This is a genomic window from Nostoc sp. (genome assembly GCF_036916735.1).
In the GTDB taxonomy this organism is placed as follows: domain Bacteria; phylum Cyanobacteriota; class Cyanobacteriia; order Cyanobacteriales; family Nostocaceae; genus Nostoc.
Window position 1 is genome coordinate 1 of the sequence record NZ_JBALFV010000023.1, and the last position, 18,709, is coordinate 18,709.

Consider the following 18,709-nt stretch of genomic DNA (forward strand, 5'->3'; position numbering starts at 1 on the left):
GCGGGCAGTGGTTTTTGAGTTGTCGTTGTCAGAGACAATAACTCTACTACGAAACGCCCTACCTCTTCATGCTCTTATTTTGGCAACGGTATTGGGAATATATGAGGGTATTGGAACATTGTAATTTGGATTGAAGATATCTTGATCACGAAGAGCAGGATCGGCAATCAAAGCAGCAAAAGTCTGAACATTGCGAGTGAAATTAAAACCCACTAAGAGCTAGTGTGAAATCGATCGACATCTTAACTTAATGCTAAACAAAATTTTAATTATTTTACCATAATTACTACTTAATATGGTTAAAAATGGTCTAAAAGAGTGCCTTGCACTGTGAACGGCTCACTAGGCAAAACGTGCAATACTGTAGACAGTTTCAAAATCATCTAAATTCAATAAATTTATAACATTATTTGCATAATTTTTTAGTTTTATTATAGAAGTTTAATAACGATTGCAGTCTTATAAAAAAAGCGTGCGGTCACTAAAAAAGTTCAATCAAAAACTGTTAGGCAAAGCGCTGCTATCCTTGATGTTTTCAGTAATTTAGAATGAAAAGGATATTATCTGGGTCAGGTTCCTATTCAGATTTAATCAACGCTTGCAATGAGGAGGCTTTTACTGCCTCATATTCCTGCTTGAGTTCACCTATCTCCTGTTTAATTTGCCTAAATTATGCTGGCTCAAAAAGAAGTGGGGCGAGATAGAAAAACTATCCATGAAGTAACTAAATAATTAACCATATAAATCCTACTTTAATTTTGCTAAATATACTAAACTAAACCTTTATAAAGCAAATTTTTACTAACTTAAAATTTTATTAAAAAATATAGGTAAATTAGTAAATTTATTGAAAAAAAGCTCAATTTTTAAAATAGTTAATTATAAAAAAATATCGATATTAAACTTATAATATTTATTAGATTAGACATAAATTAATAAACATTATCCTATTATATTTAAAATATTAGTATTTTTAATATAGACAAACCTGTCTGTTTACAAAATATTTTATTATTAAATATAAAATGTATTTTGAATATAAACAAACCTGTCTGTTTATAACAGACAATATACCTAAAGTTTCAATATATAATTAGAATATTGTAATTTGTTTTACTATTATTAATTACAGTTGTCGCTAAACTCTGAAAGTAAAGCAGTTCAATTTTTTTATTTCAATAATACAAAAAATTGAAGTATCTTTCTTATGTAGATTGTAAAATTTAATAAGCATTTTTAAAAGGAGTTTCAACATAAAGCAAAAATCAATTTTAATTCATCTTTACGCTCGTGTTTTTAGTAGCATCATCTGTAATTAATGAGACACGTGCTACTCGAATTAAAGATTTCAGTTATTGCTTATCTCGAAAATATTTTAGGCTAAAAAATAATTTAGCAAGTGACACCGCACCTTCTAACTCCTAAATCTTGACTCTTTTGTATTAATCTTCAGCAGGAGGAAAGCCATGAAAAATACTCAAGTGACAATCAACCAAACACTCAACGAAACAGCTTGCAAACATAAGCAAAAAAAATTCAGTAATAATAAAAAACTAACTTGCACAAAATCACCACAACCAGGTGCAAGCCAAGGAAATTGCCCTTTAGATGGAGCAATGGTTTCTCTTGGAGCTATTACTGATGTTGTTCATTTAGTACATGGTGCTATTAGTTGTACTCATAATCCTTGGGCGACTCATGGTAGCCTTTCGTCAGGTTCTCAATTATACCAGACTGCTTTTACTACTGATTTTGGCGAGAATAATGTCATTTTTGGTGGTGAAAAGAAACTGTACAAAGCTATTCTCGATGTTGCTCAACGCTATAATCCTGCGGCTATCTTTGTCTACGCTACTTGTATTACTGCTTTGATTGGTGATGATATCGATAGTGTCTGTAAACTGGCTGCACAGAAAATTGATATTCCGGTTATCTATATAAATTCGCCTGGATTTCTTGGTAGTAAAAATTTAGGTAATCACATCGGTAATGAGACTTTATTGAAATATGTAATCGGAACAGCAGAACCAGAATTTACCACACCTTTCGATATCAATATTGTTGGTGAGTACAATGTTGCTGGTGATTTGTGGAATGTTTTACCACTATTCGAGAGATTGGGTATACGCGTTCTCTCCAAAATTACAGGTGATGCTCGTTATCAAGAAATTTGCTATGCTCATCGTGCCAAATTGAATGTAGTCATTTGCTCAAATGTCGTGCTGCCAATGGCACAAACAATGAAAGAACTTTATGGAATTCCTTATATTGAAGAATCTTTCTTCGGTCTAGAAAATTTAAACCATTGCTTACGAAATATTGCAGCAATATTAGGGGATAAATGTCTTCAAGAACGTACAGAATGGTTAATAGCAAAAGAAAACGCAACTCTAAATATTGCCTTAGCTCCCTACCGTGCGCGGTTAAAAGGTAAGCGGATTATTCTTTGTACTGGTGGTGTAAAAATTTGGTCGATTATTTTAGCTGCCAAAGATTTAGGAATGGAAGTGATTGCTACCACTAATGCTAAAACTACAGAAGAGGAAAAAGCCAAAATTAAACAATATCTTGGTCAAGATGGCATTGTTTTACGCGAAGCAACCCCGCAAGCATTACTACAAGTACTGAAGGATACAAAAGCTGATGTCTTGATTAGTGGGACTGGCAATAAATATACAGCACTCAAAGCCCAAATTCCTTTTTTGGATGTTAACCATGAACGCCATCATGCCTACGCTGGTTATATGGGGCTGGTGGAACTGGCACGACAATTGTATGAAGCCTTATATAGTCCTGTATGGGAGCAAGTCAGCAAACCTGCTCCTTGGGATGAAAAAATCTACATAGCGGTTCCTGATTGAGTGCAATACATTATAGGAAAATGGAGTATATTAACCTCTAAGTATAGCCCCGAATTCGCTCTGGAAAAACTTGCTCGAAGACACCAATCACGCCTTGCAGAATTCGATCAACAGTTGATTGGTTGGGTTAACCAGAGTAATTGTACTCATGTGAATTTCTGAACTAGCAACCTGTTCTTCCAAGTTTAACAACTCTGCTGTATTCCCAAAAATCTATTTCTCGGAAGTTGCAAAGATTCAGGTTCAAATGGAAATCCAAAACCTGAAACATATTGGTCGCGTTGATACTCAAATTCAGCAGTCAACTTTGTTCTGGGACTAATTTGCCAAGTTAGGGCTGGAGCGACAAATATTTTGGCATTTTCATTAAAATCGCGGTAGCTACCTGCATTTTCATAGGCTACATTGAGGCGATGATACAAAAAAGAGCGATCGCTCACCAATGGACCTGTAAAATCGATGGTGGGACGGTAACAGGACTTACGCAACTGGCACAGGCGATCGCTAAATTTTGGTACATGTGTATTAGCATAACTGATGCAACTGGTACAGGGTGATCACTATCTAGTAGTACATTAGTATTGCAAGAAAGAATTTCAGTGAGCGGCTCAAGTTTAAATTAGTAATACTAATCAATTGTGTAAAGTTGACTGGAAAATTTTCTGAGAAAATTAATAGACGGTGCATCAAAAAAAGTGGTTTAGCAATGAGATTTACTAAACTTAACTATTGCCAATACTTACTAAGCAGTCAAATTAATTATACTCTCACAAATTCGGCAGAGCAGAAGCGAGCAGATTAGTCATGATCAAATTAACCGCTATCTCAAGATTGATTTGCTAACGCCAAGGTTGCTTTGGGATAATGTTAAAGATATCATCCAAATTAGTGAGAACGCATATTTAGTTTTTGCTCACACAGTAATTGATCAACGATATGCCATAGAAAGAGAAATACGATTACGGCAATATAGTGGTAACTAGCATAGAGTCATCCAAGGAATTGGACTAAGAAATTGTATATATGTCAATCATGAAATCGGAAAATTTTGGGTAGTTGACTATCGTATTTATCACCCTGACAGAGATGGAAAAACAAAGATAGTTCATGTAATAGAGATGCTGCAAAACCCTGTGTATCATAAGATTTTACCATTTAAAGCCGTGTTGATGGACACTTGGTATGCGACAAATAAATTGATATTATATATTGATGGGTTAGGGAAATATTATTATTGCGCTCTCAAACGTAATCGACTTGTTGATGATACGGCTCACCTTGAAGATTCTAAAAGAATTGAATTGTTATCTTGAGATAATAAGGAGTTAAAATCAAGTAAAATAGTTAATCAAGAAAATTCCCGCCGCCAAAAAAGTGAAACTGTTTTGGATAACTGTCTCCACCGACAGAACGGATTTTATCGCTACGAACGATTTATCTCAAGATTTAACGTAGTTGTACAACAAGTATGTAAGGAACGATTGTAAGTTGAGGAGTAACACCTTTGAATTAAAACAATTGACTGGCATTGAATCATGCCAATGCCGCAAGGGTCGGATTCAAAGAAATCATGAAAGCCTCGTGCTATTTTAGTCTGGCTTCGACTCAAAGATGCGCGCTTATAACACTGGTCAAACCATCTATCAAATTAAGCATGGTTGTGCTGCTGGCGTTTGACCACTAAGTTTAGTATCCGGCGTTTGTGATGTCAAGGTTTTCTTGACAAGTTGGATGGGTGCTGAAATAGGCACGATCGCACGATTGCCCTAGAATCTCCTTACCAATTGAAGCCAAAACGCGATCGCAATTATCGTGCAATACATAAAACGACAAATCTCGCAATATTCGCTCCAGAGGACTCGGTTGAATCAAAGAGCGAGCTCCACAAGCGTTTATACACTCGTTCACTGCTTCCAAAGCCAGTTGTTCGGTTATGTAACGGGTGCGATTGCCTGCTTGTTTTGCCTCTAAAATCTGTCCTGTTTCCCAAAGAGTGGCTACTTGCCGCAGCCAGAGATGCATAGTATCTACATTAATTGCTGCCTTAGCAATTCGGTGTTGTACGTAAGGGTCGTGTCCTTTTTCCTGTTTATTGATGTATGCCAAAGCATAGTCATAGGCTCCTTCAGCAGCCCCTAGAAAAGCAGCACCATACTGAGGTGTAAACCGCGTTTGCCACTCCTGTTCAATATACTGTCCTGGATAGCCAATCAAGTTTTCTTTAGGGATAAAAGTACGTTCAAAGCAAACTAAGTAACTCACCGAACCTCTCATTCCTATTGGCTGCCACCAACTATCATCAAAGCTAATACTAGGGTCGGATAGATTGCAAGCTAGTAACAAAACTGATGTCGGTGAGCCATTGCTATGACGCGCTCCCCCAGCCCCTACTGTGTTGACCAAGAGAATTGCCCACTGTGCTTCTGGGGCACTAGTAGCGAATACCTTTGTGCCATCAATAATGTATCCCTCATCTACCACTTGCACACTTGTGCCAAGGCTAGCTTTTTGACCTGGAATCTGAGACTGGGGTTCTCCACTCCAAGCCGCCCATATCTCGCCACGCTGGATAATACCCTCAAACCAGCGCTTTTTCTGAGACTCATTAGCCATAGCTGTTAGTAAAACTTGGGCATTTGCATGTCCTTCCCAGCAACGGGCTAGGGATAAATCCACTTTTGCTAGTTCCTTAGTCATCATCCACAGGGTAAAGATATCGCTATCATGCCCTAACCCTAGACCACCGTATTTAGTTGGCACAACAGGCGCATTCAGACCTGCTTGAAAAAGGTCTGCAAAATCTTCTCTAGGGAAGTTAGCATTGTTGTCATAATTAGGGGCGCGAGAGGCGAACTTATCGCGTGCAAGTTGGCTAATGCGATCAATCAGAGTTTGCTTGTTAAGAGTTAGATTGAATATCATTTAATCAGTTTCATAGACTTGTTTTTAGTTGCTAATCTTACATTTTGCACCTGTTGGTTTATTGCAATTTTTGTAATAGTATTTCTTTGTAAAGCTGCAATATTCTGATTTAAATTAGAGTGGGGCGCAGCTCTGCCCCGCCCGCTCTTTGTGCCAGTTGCGTAATTCCTGAATATATAAAGTTAAGATGAGCTATTTCCCAACTGGAAGCAAGAAATTTTATTGTTGCTACAAATTTGCACGCTTTATTCATTTACTGTTAATTTCTTTCGGTGAGTGCAAAATATAATTAAATAGATCGTCAATAACTCGATTAGCTGATATGTAGCTACCTGTGAGCCAATAATAATCATCAATTACATAAACTTTACCCTGCCTGACAACATTAAGCTTTGACCACAGAGGATTTGCCATGAGTTGATTGACAGCAATCTTTGACTGTGCAGGGTCTTTGAAGCCGTAGCGCACTATGAATAGGATATCACCATCTATCTGGGTAAGGGCTTCTGGAGAGATATTGTAGCCAACGGGGTTGCCCGCTTTCTTTTGAGTTGCTTTAGCATCCAGATTTTGCGAAGGAGGACGGATTAAACCAGCATCCTCTAAAATTACTCCAGAGAATGCACCCTTAGTTAACGGGTTAATTGTCTTTGGGATCAGTCGCACAACGGAAACTAAAGTTTTTTTGAGTCGAGGTCCTATCTTTTGTTTCAACTCGGCTAAACGTGCGTTATAGTTATCCATTAAAAGTTTTGCTGTCTCGGTTTTCCCTAGAGCTTTTGCTGCTGGCATAAACGGTTTTTTCCAGTCTCCATTGCTTTGCACCTTCAGCAAAACGGTGGGTGCAATGTGAGACCATAAACTGTAAGTATCCCGGTTCCGCGTCGTACCTAAGATCAAGTCCGGCTTGAGAGTTATAACCTTCTCCATGTTTGGCGGCGTCAGAACCGCACCAATGTTTTCAACGCCTGGGTGCTTATCCTCTAACCCTAGCCCTTGGAGAGTTTTAGTTGGATCTGGAGCACCTACCAAATTGGCTCCCAAAGCCAGAGGTATTTCCACAAGCCACGGATCTATGACGACGACTCGTTGAGGATGGACAGGAACTAGAGTCTGACCCATTGCGTGTTTGACTACATGGACCGGCACAGGTGATGTTCGACTTGAGGGAACGAGGGCTATATTGCGGGTCGGTAATTGATGACCAAAGGAGGTGCAAGCAGAAATCACCAAAAGCGTGAACAGCACAATTAAGCAGAACTTACGCATACTATTGACAAAGTGAAGAATATAGAGGTGATGGTACGATCGCGTATTGGCTGTACAAAAGGTTGTGTCGCAAAAACTTGCTAAGGACAAAACGTCTCTAGAAAAATGTCTGTTTTTTAACTCCTGCACTTATCAATATCTTGTTGTATACTTTACCTCTAAACCCGTGCGATCATTTCTTTCCTAAAGGTAAACACAAAGGTGTCCCTGTTACTGGGTCTGGTATAATTCGACAAGCTAATCCAAACACCTCCTGTACCATTTCTTCTGTCATCACATCTGCTGGAGTTCCATAAGCCATAACAGCGCCATCACGTAAAGCTACTAGCTGATGAGCATAACGACACGCCTGATTCAGGTCATGCAACACCATAACAATTGTTCGCCCCTCAAGTTGATTTAAATCCCACAGCAAGTCTAGTACTTCCACTTGATGAGCTAAGTCTAAGAAAGTTGTCGGCTCATCTAATAGTAGTATCTGCGTATCTTGCGCTAAAGTCATCGCTATCCAAGCACGTTGCTTCTGTCCACCAGAAAGGGTATCTACAGCTCTATGGGCTAATTCGTTGAGGTCTGTAGTTGTTAGTGCTTTGTGGATTTGACGTTCATCTTCAGGTGTCCAAGATTGCAACCAACTTTTTTGATATGGATAACGACCTTGTGCTACCAAATCTCGCACAGTCAATCCTTCTGGTGCAACTGGCCCTTGAGGAAGAATACCGAGTTGTTGTGCAACTTTAGTTGTTGACTGTCGAAAAATATCAGCACCATTGAGATATACAGCACCAGTATGGGGTTTGAGTAATCTGGCTAAACCTCGCAATAGAGTAGATTTACCACAACCATTAGGGCCAACTAGAGCAGTAATTTGTCCTGTGGGAATTAACAGGTTAAGACCGGATATGATGGATTTGCCATCGTAAGCTAGGCTCAGATGTTGAGTTTTAAGGGCTGTATTTTCCATAAGGCTTTAGGAGCGCAAGCTCAGGACATAGGTGTTTAGTTTGTCTACGGTATAATTTCATTTGGATGCAGTGCAAAAAAGCGATCGCCTAACACGGCAGTGTCTTGTTACAATTGCTAGAGCGTTGAACTTTTGAGTCATCATATACTAAGGCTTTTCCTTAAAAACCGCGTAGACCGTAAGGGCTTGTCTTAGACATCGCCCTTTAGTGTAAATATTTAAATATTTTAAATCCTATTGTCATGCTATTACCAACAATATTGGCTAATAAGTGCTGCACTTGGTAAAGATACCCTGACAAAAGATTGGGATCGACTTAACAGCACTTCCCTAAACGATTTTAATTAAAAGGGGCTTCAACACTCGATTTTAATAGCTCAATGGGAAGTTGCTCTCATCAGAGCAGCAAATTTAGAATAGTATTTTTGAGATTTATATCAAAAATATATTGAAGATTTTACTCACTAAGTTGGTAATATTCAGACTAAGTTAAATAACGTGACTGATGCAATAACCCCAATTCGAGAAACACGAATCTTAGGGTGAGATTGTCATAGGTCTTAGCGCAAAGTTTATGAGGTCGGGTCTTATTGGATTGGTGCCGATCCAATGTCTGTACTTAGAATACTTGATGATTTAGAGAAATATTTTGTAAAAGGAAAGTGAGGTTGATTATTATAAACTTTCTCTAACGCTTCCGCCTTTGATTCAGTAAATAGATAAAATAAGGCGCTCCCAAAGCAGCAGTCAGCAAACCACAGGGTAATTCTGTCGGAGAAAATAAAGTCCTACCCAAAAAATCTGCTGCTGCTACCAGTAATCCCCCGATTAATGCGGCGACTGGTAGCAAGTTTTGATGTATTGAACCGACAAGCCTACGTGCCAAATGAGGAGCCATTAATCCAACGAAGCCAATTGTACCTGCGATCGCCACACTTGATCCAGCCAGCGCCACACTTACTAACAATAATTTGCTTCTTTGCCATGTGACTCGGCTACCGAGTCCTTTAGCTACTGCATCACCCAGTTGCAATGTATCAAGTTCTCGCGTCAGCAGTAAAGCAAATGGAACGAAGACAACTATCCAAGGTAGCAATTGCCAGACTTGCTCCCAACTTTTACCAGCCACGCTACCTGCCAACCATACCAATGCTCTACTAACGTCGTTGATTTGACCAAAAGTCAACATCAAAGTAGTGAAAGCTCCCATAATTGCTGCGAGTGCTACTCCTACCAACACTAAGCGCAGAGGTGATTTTTCTCCCGTACCAGCTAGCAAGTAAATCAGACAGCCTACAGCAAAAGCACCACCAAATGCAGCAAAGGGCAAATACATTGTGGGTACAGTCGGGAATAGTACAATCAAAGTTACCGCAGCTAAGGCTGCACCTGCATTTACTCCAACGATACCAGGGTCAGCTAAAGGATTACGTGTCAATCCTTGTAAAATTGCACCAGCAATTGCCAAGCCCACTCCTACCAACCAAGAGATTAACACTCTCGGTAAACGCAGAGTAACAACAACAAACGGAGATTCTGGATCTTGTGTTGGTAAAGCAAGAACAGCTTTTATTATATCTGCTGGTGGCACAGGATAATCTCCTAAACTGAGGCTCATCCCCAAAACAGCGAGGGTAAGTAATAGCAGTAGCAACAGTACTCTAGTTAGAGGCTGGTTGCGGAGTATTAAATTTTGAATCTGAAATTTGGAATTTTGAATTGTTGTCATTTTCTTTTTTACCGCACTAACGCACTAGCTAAAGGTAAGACCAATGGTACTATGCCCACAACTGGTTAAATGGGGAGCTACTGGATCTGTGATGGTTAGGCCTAAAGAGATATCTATGGCTTCATATTTTTAAGATGAGTTTTGTGTGTGCTAATTTTTAGTTACTTAATTAACTTACCAACTAAGTAGGCATAATTTAGTTAAATGTGTTACTTTTACTGGAATAATGAGAATTGGGCGTTGCATATCTGCGAGATGGATTAATTAAAAACGAGTAAACACCATCATGGAAGTAATGTAGCAATAATTGAATTATCACTTAAATATTTATGCGGTTTATGCAATCCCAGCTTTTCAGTAGTCTTCCTGCAAGACAATAGCTCTACTAGATTAGCCCTCTGTTTTCATCTTCTTTCCTCACGATGACAATCATACTCTCTCACGCTGATTACTGGAAATTACTAAATCAAGCAGAACCAATTCAGCAACATGGCTATGCTGATGAATTTGATATTACTTACAAGCATCCATTAGCAAAAGGATATTTTAGACGAATTCAAATCAGAGGTTGTATATTTTTAGATATTTACAACTGTCAGCTAAACCAATTAATGATTGTAGATCGTCCCGCTCGGGGGCATTGGTTTGAAGTCAGATTCTCAGTTCTAGCAGACTCTCCATTTACTCAGAGTATCCCATTGAAAACCGGAGAATATTTTTTGCGCGGTATTAGGATGGCTCCTGCTATAACTCATTTATAACAAGATTTATTTCGGGCAATAACAGTATGTATTCATATCAGCCCAAAAGTGTTTTGCGCTTTTGCAGGTGATGAGTCTGGGGAAATTTTAAGAGATTTACAACATTTATAGCGGTTCTCAATTGAGTGCAATGTAGTAACAGCAGTGGGTGAACCATCCAATAATGTCTTTTTTTGTTACTGCATTGAGAGCATTTGTAATAGCTTGGTCTAACTCTTGATATGTTCTAGCAGCTTGGGAACGCAAAAACTCTTTTACTTTCGACCAACAGTTTTCAATTGGTGAAAAATCAGGAGAGTAAGGAGACAAGTAAATTAATTTTGCCCCAACAGATTCAATTGCTTCTTTAATACCTCTAACCTTATGGGAACTGAAATTATCCATAACTACACACGCACCCGGCCAAAGTTTAGCAGTTACATTTTTTCCACGTCCATAAATTGCGATCGCCATAAGCATTCATATATTGTTGATATTCCCAATGCTCAGTTAAAGTTACCCAATGGTGGTATATTCCGCTTGGAAAAGCCAGCAACAGGTATCACTGAAATAACAGTAATAAATCAGGATACTAGTATTATTCGAGTAACTGTGACAGGTGAAGTTGGTGTCCCAACAGTTAAGTTATTTGATAGTCAAAATGAGGGTTTGGTGTTCGCGGTGACAAATGCTGCTTCAACGGCACAGCAGCCAACAACGACACCACCTACACAACAGAAGCCAATTGAGTTGGAGGTAACTGCACCACCAGATACTTATCGGGTTAATGATGCAACTACAACAACTAAAACACACTCAAGTGTCAGTCGTTGGTTTAGGGGAAAATGACATTTGTCGTCTGTTCTTAAAGAGAAAGGTAGCTTTTTAAGTAGCATTTTTCAAGAGGTGGGTTTGTCGCACTCAGTTGCTCAAAAAGTTCCGAAGATAGTAGGTAGTCGTTATTATATTTCTTGGTAAAATTTAGAGCAAATTGATAACAATATCATTTTTGTTACGTCATCTGGACTTTGGGATACAGGCGATCGCTAACGCAAAATAATAGATGGTTTTAACATTGATTGTACTCGCTTGCCCATCATCCTCTCTTTACCTGCCAACGCACTAAGTACAACAAAAAGGGCGCTCCTAACATTGCTGTCATCACGCCAACAGGCAATTCTTGGGGTCTAATTAACCAACGGGCTGCTAAATCTGACCATACTAGTAAACCCGCACCAAACACGGCTGCACCAGGCAATACCCAACGATAATCAACACCCATAACTCCCCGTGCCAGATGAGGAACTAGCAGACCGACAAAGCCTATAGGCCCTGCTAATGCGACAGCGCTTCCAGCCAATATAACAACGCTCGATGCTGTTGCCAACTTGATCCAACCTGTTTGCTGACCTAAGCCTGTAGCTACCGATTCTCCTAAATTGAGGACGTTGATTTGTCTACTCAAGGCAAAAGCTGTTAATAATCCTACTACCATCCAAGGCAACACAGTCAGAAATAGATTGAAGTCTCGTCCGGCGAGGGAACCTGCTAGCCAGAAGCGGACTTCTTCTAAAGTGCGATCGCTTAAAATTAGTACACCTGTAGTAATTGAAGATAGCAAAGCAGTTAAAGCTGCACCAGCAATAGTCAGATTTAATGGTGTTGAGCCTCCTTGTCCTAAAGAACTAAGAGAATAAACTGCTAAGGCTGCTACTAATGCTCCAACAAGTGCTACAAGGGTAATTAGGGCGGGTGTTGATGTACCCAAGCCAAAGACCACTGTCACCACTGCTAAAGCTGCACCTGCATTGATCCCCAAAATTCCTGGTGCGGCTAAGGGATTTTGAGTAAGTCCTTGCATTAACCCCCCAGCTATGGCCAAACTAGCACCGACCATACTTGCAATCAGTGTACGCGGTAGGCGCATCGACCGGATAATTATATGTTCGGTAGAGTCATCATAGTTAGTGAATGCAGTAAGTATTTTGGCAATGGGAATGTCTGCTGCGCCATAAGAAATACTGGCGAAAATACCTAACAATACCACTAAGATACCTATGCCTAAGCTGAAAATGCGAATGTAGTATTTTTCAGAGTGAGAAATATTGGTGTTCATGGATTTATGACAAGAGTTAACTTCGTACCTCTGCTTTGAGTAAATTTTAACCATAATTACTAATTGATAAAAGTAATGTTATCTTAATTTCTCACAGATGACCAAACACTCGTGCATTACGGACGCACTCGCTTCCGTTATGGATGGAATAAACAAGTCAAATCCTCTTCCCTACTGCCTCCCAGGGCGAACGCACCTTATTCTCTAACAAGAAAAATTCTGTGGGGCATTATCTTTTCTAATTCGACAGTCATCTTCTCTAAAGGCAACATCTAATATCCAATGTAATGAGTTTTCAATTCCCCAATGACTGCGAACGCAATTAGCGAATTCTTCAGTATCATCATTGAGGCTAATGATAATAAAATAACGAGTTTCAACCGTTGTTTTTGCATCCGATGAGCGGACGGACCGGAGGCGGAGCGTCTCCGGCTCCGCTCTACCATCCCAACACTATTAAAATTTGACCAAACTGAATCTGGGTCAAGCCGAGATGTAATTCCAGTTAACATTACGTAATTGCGGATTTCATGACGACCATGCCCCGTTTATTCTGTCTTATATGTGCTATGTTTAAAGTCCTGAAAACCTGTACTTATTCCTGCTTTAAATAATTTTTCTACTTCCTCATACAGATTACCTTGATTCTTTTTTAAAGTAATTACATAATCTGTATTCTGCTGTGTAATTAACTTCACAATTTCTTTCTGAAAACCGATTGTATCTATCGTTATGATACAACCATTAAGCTCTAAAACTTTGATTATTTATGGTATTGCTGTAATCTCATTTGAATTAGAGTCTACTTTCACCGGGAGCATACAAATTTGGCAAAAATAAACAAAAAAACTATACCAATTGTTAGTGTAATGAAAAAATTCTCAACCTGATTTTAGCCGATTTTTTCATACTTACTAAGCTAATTCAGTCTACAAATACCTGATTTTTTCCGATTGCGCTATTGAGAATTTAGTAAGAATCTAAATTCAGTAGACCGAATTTTTTATGTGTTTGTTACTTATAAGTGGATAGTTTAGGATGAAAATTCGTAATGCTTTTACTACGTTAACGATTTATATATTGTCAGCACTTACTATTCCGGTCTTGGTAAATCTGCCCAAAGCCGAAGCTAAATCTGCAAAGGATTGTCGTCAATTTGTGACAGGCACATACCTGACAACACTCTTTGCTAACTTCGGTTCATTTCGTGGGATTACAACGTTCACTCAAGACGGCAACTTTGTTGCCACTGCCTCAATCCAAAATGGTGTTCCTAATATTCCACCCTTTAGTAATACACAGGGTAGTTGGAAGTGTATCTCAGACAGAGAGATTACTGCCACAGGACTTGACTTCAATTACTCAACAGCGACATCACCCCCCTCAATTACCAGAAGTAATTTTCGTGAGACATTTAATCCGAAAGATGGAACATTTCAACAAATAGCAATCGTTAAGGGTACTAAACGATTAAGTCGTAACCTAACCAGTCCATAGACTACCATAATCACCTGAATATATCGATGACGAGCTAGACAAGATTTATCAGTGGTCATAAAATGTACTGTCCTTGGGGACTTCCTGGATTTTCCACTGTAAATCTGCAGGAGACATTCCCCCAATCCTCTCAAGGAGAAACAACTGTACCTTTTACATGAACAGATGAATCTGTTCATGAACCCGTAAACGGCACTCTTGAAGCGCTCGATGAAACAAGGGATGGAACGATTGAAGATTGGGCAAATTGTGCCAGCTGCCGACCCCAACTCTCGCAGTTTTCTGGTCAAAATTCCCCTTTACAATTCCGGACAACTAATTTCTGGAATGTTTGGGCGAATCGCCTTGCCTTCAGGTGGTAGACAGGAAACTGTTCTTATTCCCACGAGTGCCCTGATTCAACGAGGAGAATTACAAGGAGTTTATCTGGTGACTCCGAAGGTTCCACACCCGATCGCCATACTACGCTGGGTGAAAACAGGGAAACAATACAACAAAGAAGTGGAGATTATTTCAGGACTAATGACGGGCGATCGCATCGTTACCACTAACATCAAGCAACTGAGTGACGCACAACCAATTAACCCGCAACCTTAAATTGTTTCAGGAGATTTCCGATGCGATCGCAGACACCAGCATTTATCACAAAAACTTGCTGCCTGTTGTCTATGTGTTGGGTGATGTGTCTGGCAGAGTCGAGAGTGCAGTTTATGCCATGCTTAATTTACAGCCGAAGATCGACCAACTGGTTTCGCCCTTAGGTGCAAAGGTTCAGACCTACCTCACCCAACAACCCCCAACCACGGAAACTTACGCAATTAAGTGGGATGAGGAATGGCAAGTGACCTATGAAGTCTTCCGCGATCTTGGTATTGCCTTTGCAGTAGTGCTGGTGTTGATTTATGCACTGGTGGTAGCCTGGTTCCAGTCGTTTTCTACCCCACTAGTGATTATGGCACCCATTCCCTTTTCCCTGGTGGGCATCATGCCTGCCCACTGGCTGATGGGGGCATTTTTCACTGCCACATCGATGATTGGCTTTATTGCCGGAGCTGGGATTGTCGTGCAAAACTCGATTATTCTGGTATACTTCATTAAACTGCGGCTGAAGGAAGGTATGTCCTTAGAACAAGGGGTCATTGATGCTGGAGCCGTGCGGTTCCGTCCCATGCTGCTTACTGCTGCAACTGTAGTTGTGGGATCGGCTATCATTTTGGCTGACCCGATCTTTCAAGGCTTGGCCATCTCGCTCATGGCAGGGGAAGTCGCATCCTTGTTACTGTCGCGATCAGCAGTCCCCATTATTTACTATAAAATTTGGCGAAACCGCACATCTAAGAGCTGATTCGTAAAGTAAATGTTAAATAGCTAATCGCCTGACCATGAGACGAAGCAAAGAACCATAAATCATCGCTTCACTTACCTCGGAATACACCTGATAATCTTTGCTCTGAGAAGCTACAGCCAATAAGACCAGCGATTGCACTTTTTGGGGATAGCGACGAGCAAAAGTTAAGGCGATCGCACCACCCGCACCATGACCTGCTAAATGTACTGGATGAGAAGATGGTGCTAAGAATTCATCCATTAAATCTACAGCTTCATCTATGGAACTACCTTCATCTTTATCGTGGTGATATTCCCACTGATTCACATTTATATACTGTGATATGTATTGTAATAATGGGCGATCAAAACGCTGCAATACATGACTAGAGCTGATCCAAACAACATCGGTATTATCAGACATAAATACTCTCAAACGTCAAAATTTGGAAATAATTAAATTTTCAAGCGTGCCATTTCCCTGTTGCCCTATCAAAACTCCCAACTTACTGTTCCCTCCACAATAAATGGGTCTTCAGGATAAACAAGGTTGATATTTCGAGCGGTGTAGTACTGAACATCGGACAGATTCTTGAAGTTAAGCGCGAAGCGAAGGCGATTTATTTGATAGTAGACAGCAGCATCAAGCCGTAAATAACTCGGTACACTGAACGAGTTATTCAGATCCCCCTGCCGATCGCCGACATAAAATAAACCCAAGCCAAACCCTAACCCTTGCAAATTCCCTTTACCAAAAGTGTAAGTCGTCCATAAACTCGCGCTATTTTCAGGAACATTCACTAGTTGATTGCCAATAATTGCTAGGTTGCTATCCTTTGTCACCTGTCCATCCGTATAAGCATAGGAAGCAATCACATTCCAGCCTGGCAATATCTCGCCTGTAACGTTGAGTTCAACACCTTGACTGCGTTGTTCCCCTGTTGCAATAGAGTAGGTGAGATGATTAGGGTCAGTCGTCAAAGTATTAGATAAAGTCAATTGATACAAAGCCAGGGTTGAAGACAGCTTGCCACTGAAGAAATCAGCTTTAACTCCTACTTCATATTGAGTACCACGACTAGGTTCAAATAAATTACCCTCAAACGTAGTTCCAAGATTTTGAGAGAAGGGTTGACTGTAGCTGGCATAGAGTGAGACGGGTGGGATAGGTTTATAGACAAGACCTACACGAGGACTAAATGCAAAGTCTGATCGACTTTGATTGCTATTTGCCCTTAAAAAATTGGTAACTTGATTATCGACAAAATCTCCGCGTCCGCCCAGAACCAAGTTCAGGTTATTAGTAAGTGAGACTATATCTTGAACATAAAAACCGAGCTGATCGTTTTTAGTTTTTTGATTAATTCTAGAAACAATACCACCAGGAAGTTGACCGTAGACAGGATTAAATAAATCTAGAGGTGCAAGAGACCGCATCGTCTGATCGAACTGAACGATGTCTCTGTACAAATCAAAGCCAGCAACTAATTCATGCCCAAGGCTGCCAGTTTTAAATTTACCTACTACATGATTGTCTAAAGCATACTCATCATCAGCAGCAGGCGCTCCTATATAGTCTTGCCGTGTACGGTTTATGCTCCGTTGATCGGCTCGTAGAGAGCCAGGATTAGCAGTATCTGTTCTATATCTTAGAGACCTAATATTAAAAGCATTTACCAAAGACCAATTATCATTAAAACGATGTTCAAAGTTATAGCCTAATAGCATGGAACGACGATTATTTGTAGCACCTAAATCTAAGGTGTTGACATTGAGCGGAATCTTTCCGTTTCGGTTAGGCAAGACAGTTCCGACAGCAGGTAGCCCCGTTCTATGAGCCTGCTGCTGATCTCGGAACTCGCCTTCAAAAGTTAGCTTCGTATTCTTATCTATTTGCCAACTCAGAACGGGTGCAATTAAATAACGCTGATTGTAAAAGAAGTCAACAAAACTTTCTGTGCTGATGTAGGAAGCATTTAAACGATAAAGCAGCGTTTTGTCAGAATTGAGAGGGCCAGAGATATCTAAGGTTGGTTGATAGAAACTATAACTGCCAAAAGTCATACTGGTGGCGAAGTAAGGCTCACTCAGTGGCTGTTTGGTAACAAAGTTAATCGTACCACCCGCATTACCTTGACCGTAAAGGACAGAAGCTGGTCCCCTCAGAACCTCTAACCTTTCAATGTTAGCGAGTTGAGATTGTCCTGATACTGCTCCTGCTGTATAGTCCTTAAGACCGTTGCGAAGGATGTTGCTCGTCTGAAAACCTCTAATTGTAAAGACATCACCATTAGTCGGCGAATTAGAGGCTTGGACAACACCGACACTTCTTAGGGCATCAATGGTATTAACGGCTGCTTGATCCTGCCAACTTTGCCGAGGAACCACCTGAATCGACTGAGGAATGTCCTGTACCCGCCTATTAGTCCGAGTTCCCACAGTCGTATCCGGAACCTGATACCTAGTGTCTGGGGTACCTGTTACTACTAGTTCTATTGGCTCTTGGTTTTGCTCAGTTGTTGGTGTAGCCTCTTGTAGAGAAGCTATCGTATTCACCTTAAACACCAAACCCTCAGTAACACTATCAAACAACTCCACCTGTGGCGGACTCTGGTTCCCCACAACTGTTAATCGCAAGGTATTATTATCAGTATTTACAACCGTTACCTCAGTAATCCCTGCTATTGGCTTCTCTTGTCGGAAACTCTCCCCACCAGCAAGCTGTAACTTGGCATTGGGAATATCTACAATGTACGATTTACCCTGTGTTTTCGGTAAAACTTGCAATTTCTCTGAGTTAGCCGTAACTAAAATTAATTCTATTCCCTTATCAGTGGTATTCACCTTCACATCTGTAACTGAGATTACATTAGTTGTAGGTTGACTTAGTTGAGCGATTAAGTTCTTTACTCTGTTGATCCTTAATAAATATGATGTGCCGCTAATGGGACGTTCTATAGAATTGAGTTGGCGAACTTCTGATATAGGGGTTTGCGATCGTTTTGCTTTCCACTTAGTGACTAAAGCAGATTGAATAGAGGTTTTTATGGCTACCGATGCAATCACTTCTTTATTCACTGGGGACTCTGCAAAAGTTGGCTCTTGCTTGACTAGTAGTCTGCCAAAACCGAAGCAAACACTTGTTAGAAAACTTAGCAAACACCTGTTAGACACACTCCAATAATCGATCATTCCACTTTCCTATCAATCTTTAATGCCAATATTCTTTACTTTCGCAAGTAAAACTTACATTGGGAAGTATAAGCAAGATCGAGTAGGAAATCA

14 protein-coding genes and 3 pseudogenes are annotated in these 18,709 nt (G+C 40.1%); 7 read left to right on the forward strand and 10 right to left on the reverse strand.

What is annotated here, in order from left to right; genetic code table 11:
• The first annotated feature begins 1,466 nt into the window (after positions 1 to 1,466).
• Positions 1,467 to 2,861, forward strand: coding sequence for a nitrogenase iron-molybdenum cofactor biosynthesis protein NifE (gene nifE / locus V7L20_RS05570; RefSeq protein ID WP_334743099.1), 1,395 nt, complete (start codon positions 1,467 to 1,469; stop codon positions 2,859 to 2,861).
• Between the two features lie 185 nt (positions 2,862 to 3,046).
• Here nifE and V7L20_RS05575 read toward each other — a convergent pair whose 3' ends face one another.
• A complete protein-coding gene (locus V7L20_RS05575; protein ID WP_334743100.1) occupies positions 3,047 to 3,349 on the reverse strand; it encodes a hypothetical protein in 303 nt (100 codons plus the stop codon).
• 218 nt (positions 3,350 to 3,567) lie between these two features.
• On the opposite strand from V7L20_RS05575, the pseudogene V7L20_RS32515 reads away from it, so the two are divergent.
• Positions 3,568 to 4,538, forward strand: a pseudogene (locus V7L20_RS32515) (IS701 family transposase).
• A gap of 9 nt (positions 4,539 to 4,547) precedes the next feature.
• Here V7L20_RS32515 and V7L20_RS05580 read toward each other — a convergent pair.
• The 4 genes from V7L20_RS05580 to V7L20_RS05595 form a co-directional block, all read right to left on the reverse strand.
• Positions 4,548 to 5,783: an acyl-CoA dehydrogenase family protein gene (locus tag V7L20_RS05580; protein ID WP_334743101.1), complete on the reverse strand. Its 1,236-nt coding sequence runs from the start codon at positions 5,781 to 5,783 to the stop codon at positions 4,548 to 4,550.
• 249 nt (positions 5,784 to 6,032) lie between these two features.
• Complete coding sequence (locus V7L20_RS05585; protein WP_334743102.1) at positions 6,033 to 6,905, reverse strand: iron-siderophore ABC transporter substrate-binding protein; 873 nt, start codon at positions 6,903 to 6,905, stop codon at positions 6,033 to 6,035.
• Positions 6,906 to 7,224: 319 nt separating this feature from the next.
• Positions 7,225 to 8,016: an ABC transporter ATP-binding protein gene (locus V7L20_RS05590; protein ID WP_334743103.1), complete on the reverse strand. Its 792-nt coding sequence runs from the start codon at positions 8,014 to 8,016 to the stop codon at positions 7,225 to 7,227.
• 688 nt (positions 8,017 to 8,704) lie between these two features.
• Positions 8,705 to 9,745 (reverse strand): FecCD family ABC transporter permease, encoded by a 1,041-nt coding sequence (locus tag V7L20_RS05595; RefSeq protein ID WP_334743104.1) that lies wholly within the window; start codon positions 9,743 to 9,745, stop codon positions 8,705 to 8,707.
• A 422-nt stretch (positions 9,746 to 10,167) separates the two neighbouring features.
• Between V7L20_RS05595 and V7L20_RS05600 the strand changes: the two genes are divergently transcribed.
• Positions 10,168 to 10,506: a hypothetical protein gene (locus V7L20_RS05600; RefSeq protein WP_334743105.1), complete on the forward strand. Its 339-nt coding sequence runs from the start codon at positions 10,168 to 10,170 to the stop codon at positions 10,504 to 10,506.
• Positions 10,507 to 10,736: 230 nt separating this feature from the next.
• Here V7L20_RS05600 and V7L20_RS05605 read toward each other — a convergent pair.
• Positions 10,737 to 10,908 (reverse strand): annotated as a pseudogene (locus V7L20_RS05605) (transposase); the annotation flags it as partial.
• On the opposite strand from V7L20_RS05605, the gene V7L20_RS05610 reads away from it, so the two are divergent.
• A complete protein-coding gene (locus V7L20_RS05610; protein ID WP_334743106.1) occupies positions 10,870 to 11,334 on the forward strand; it encodes an AMIN domain-containing protein in 465 nt (154 codons plus the stop codon). The pseudogene V7L20_RS05605 and the gene V7L20_RS05610 sit on opposite strands and share 39 nt — an antisense overlap.
• A 247-nt stretch (positions 11,335 to 11,581) precedes the next feature.
• Here V7L20_RS05610 and V7L20_RS05615 read toward each other — a convergent pair whose 3' ends face one another.
• Positions 11,582 to 12,601, reverse strand: coding sequence for a FecCD family ABC transporter permease (locus tag V7L20_RS05615; RefSeq protein ID WP_334743129.1), 1,020 nt, complete (start codon positions 12,599 to 12,601; stop codon positions 11,582 to 11,584).
• 204 nt (positions 12,602 to 12,805) lie between these two features.
• Positions 12,806 to 13,006 (reverse strand): annotated as a pseudogene (locus tag V7L20_RS32520) (ISAs1 family transposase); the annotation flags it as partial.
• 633 nt (positions 13,007 to 13,639) lie between these two features.
• Between V7L20_RS32520 and V7L20_RS05620 the strand changes: the two are divergent.
• From V7L20_RS05620 to V7L20_RS05630, 3 genes are all read left to right on the forward strand, one after another.
• Complete coding sequence (locus tag V7L20_RS05620; protein WP_334743107.1) at positions 13,640 to 14,098, forward strand: hypothetical protein; 459 nt, start codon at positions 13,640 to 13,642, stop codon at positions 14,096 to 14,098.
• 210 nt (positions 14,099 to 14,308) lie between these two features.
• Entirely contained in the window at positions 14,309 to 14,695 is a 387-nt protein-coding gene (locus V7L20_RS05625; protein WP_334743108.1) for an efflux RND transporter periplasmic adaptor subunit, read from the forward strand.
• Positions 14,664 to 15,443: an efflux RND transporter permease subunit gene (locus V7L20_RS05630; RefSeq protein ID WP_334743109.1), complete on the forward strand. Its 780-nt coding sequence runs from the start codon at positions 14,664 to 14,666 to the stop codon at positions 15,441 to 15,443. Before V7L20_RS05625 ends, V7L20_RS05630 begins: the two co-directional genes overlap by 32 nt.
• A 15-nt stretch (positions 15,444 to 15,458) precedes the next feature.
• On the opposite strand, the gene V7L20_RS05635 is transcribed toward V7L20_RS05630, so the two are convergent.
• Positions 15,459 to 15,848, reverse strand: coding sequence for an alpha/beta fold hydrolase (locus V7L20_RS05635; protein WP_334743110.1), 390 nt, complete (start codon positions 15,846 to 15,848; stop codon positions 15,459 to 15,461).
• A 68-nt stretch (positions 15,849 to 15,916) separates the two neighbouring features.
• Positions 15,917 to 18,616 carry a TonB-dependent siderophore receptor gene (locus V7L20_RS05640; RefSeq protein WP_334743111.1) on the reverse strand — a complete coding sequence of 900 codons (2,700 nt, stop codon included), beginning with the start codon at positions 18,614 to 18,616 and terminating at the stop codon, positions 15,917 to 15,919.
• Between the last annotated feature and the right edge of the window lie 93 nt (positions 18,617 to 18,709).